Annotated in this window: 2 protein-coding genes; both read right to left on the bottom strand. The window is 41.4% G+C overall.

Annotated elements, in window-relative coordinates:
• Positions 1-594: 594 nt before the first annotated feature.
• Positions 595-891 carry a hypothetical protein gene (locus QUA38_RS28855; RefSeq protein WP_333167938.1) on the bottom strand — a complete coding sequence of 99 codons (297 nt, stop codon included), beginning with the start codon at positions 889-891 and terminating at the stop codon, positions 595-597.
• Positions 892-1340: 449 nt separating this feature from the next.
• The coding region (locus tag QUA38_RS28850; protein ID WP_333167936.1) for a DUF5615 family PIN-like protein at positions 1341-1528 on the bottom strand (188 nt) is incomplete at its 5' end.

Here is a 1528-nt window from a genome sequence, read left to right as displayed (position 1 = left end):
TTTGAGAATCTCCTCGTTTGAGGTTTGGCGAAAAGATTGGATCTACTAGCTTGTTGCATGGTGCGCGATCGAAGCGTGTCTATTTATTCTACCAAGTTTCTGTAGGTCAAGCTCTCGATCGAGCTTCCGAATCATATCCAAGGTCAGGCAGTGTTTACGAGATAACGGCTCCAATCACCGGACACAGATAACCTTTGCAACTCACCGACCAGTTGACTTTGTTCCGGTGCATTGGAATTGTTATGCACTACCATCAACTTGGTTAGGAATGAGGTTTCAATAAACCCCTGCGATTGAAAGAGACTGTTGGCTAATTCGCAGGGGGTGTTACCCCTCACCTCTGGAACTCAGCATTTTCGTTCGCTCTGGGTAGTTAATAGCTATATAATCCCTTAAAAATTTAGTCCAGATCCACTATGTTTAGGGGTGAGGGGTGAAACCCTTTCTTAATGCGGAAACAGTCTCTTGAAATCGTAGCTACAAAGATACAGCCATCACGGTTAAGTTTTCTCTTGATCTGCGATGGCGAACTTTATATCTGTAAGCTGGAGTTTTGTTTGCCAGATAAATTTCCATTGTATCTGGCTTGTACTTTTAGATGGGACCCAAAGGAGAAAATGCCGACACTAGGTCGATAGCTACCAATAAACTCTGAACCTGAACATCAGATAGCCTATCAACTATTCGGTTTACTTTTTCCCACGAAGGCAGTTCAATCTCATACTCCTTTAGAATATCTTGCATCATGTCAAATGTGCCAAACCATTTAAGACACATCTCTGCTGAAAAGAAGGTTCGCCGAACTTGATTTTTTAGTTTTTCTTTGGGAGGCTTGTTCGTTATCTTGTCGTACCAATATCCAAGCTTTGGAATGCGGCTCCAGTTGGGCATATTTTTGAACTCCTTTATTGTTAGGGACTGGATTGGCTGGATTGTACCCTGTGCATAACTTATATCTGCATAACGATTTAGTTCAACTGTGCGCGGTCGCATCTCAACGAAGTTAACAATCTTAAATTCGCGTCAGTTGTAATGATTAGATTTATCGAAGCATCTCATACGATAAGCTTTGATATTTTGCAGATTTGTTACCGTGCTGCCGATAAATCTTATAATTCTATCTCAGTTGCGGTATAATACTGGATATAATCGAATAATACCCCAGCTTGATGATGTATGTCAACTCGTTCTTACTCCCGATCGGAATCTCTTTTTCTCGATCGAGTTCGCCGCACGATTCGACTCAATCACTTAAGCCGCCCCACTGAAAAAACCTATCTATATTAGATTTTAGACTAGAGAGCATTTAGAGTCGAGATCACGCTAGGGCGATCGATCCATTATGATAAAGCAAGCAGCGATAAATTCTCGTCTTCATAAAATAATTTGATCGCATTAAAATCCCGACGCAGCAAATTTTCAATTTGCAATGTCGAACAGTTTCCAAGGCGAAGCCAAATAACTTTCGGTGGATTCCCAAATACTAAGCTTAGGTCGTGCATATCCGCGTCTTTCGAGACAATCATCA

Origin of the sequence: Microcoleus sp. Pol12B4, assembly GCF_036701385.1 — a bacterium.
GTDB lineage: Bacteria > Cyanobacteriota > Cyanobacteriia > Cyanobacteriales > Microcoleaceae > Microcoleus.
The sequence above is the reverse complement of the archived record's forward strand: the minus strand, read 5'-3'. Positions and strand labels throughout refer to the sequence as shown.

Coding starts and splice junctions, on each gene's coding strand:
- QUA38_RS28855 (WP_333167938.1), bottom strand. CDS start 891: ATGCCCAACTGGAGCCGCATTCCAAAGCTTGGATATTGGTACGACAAG.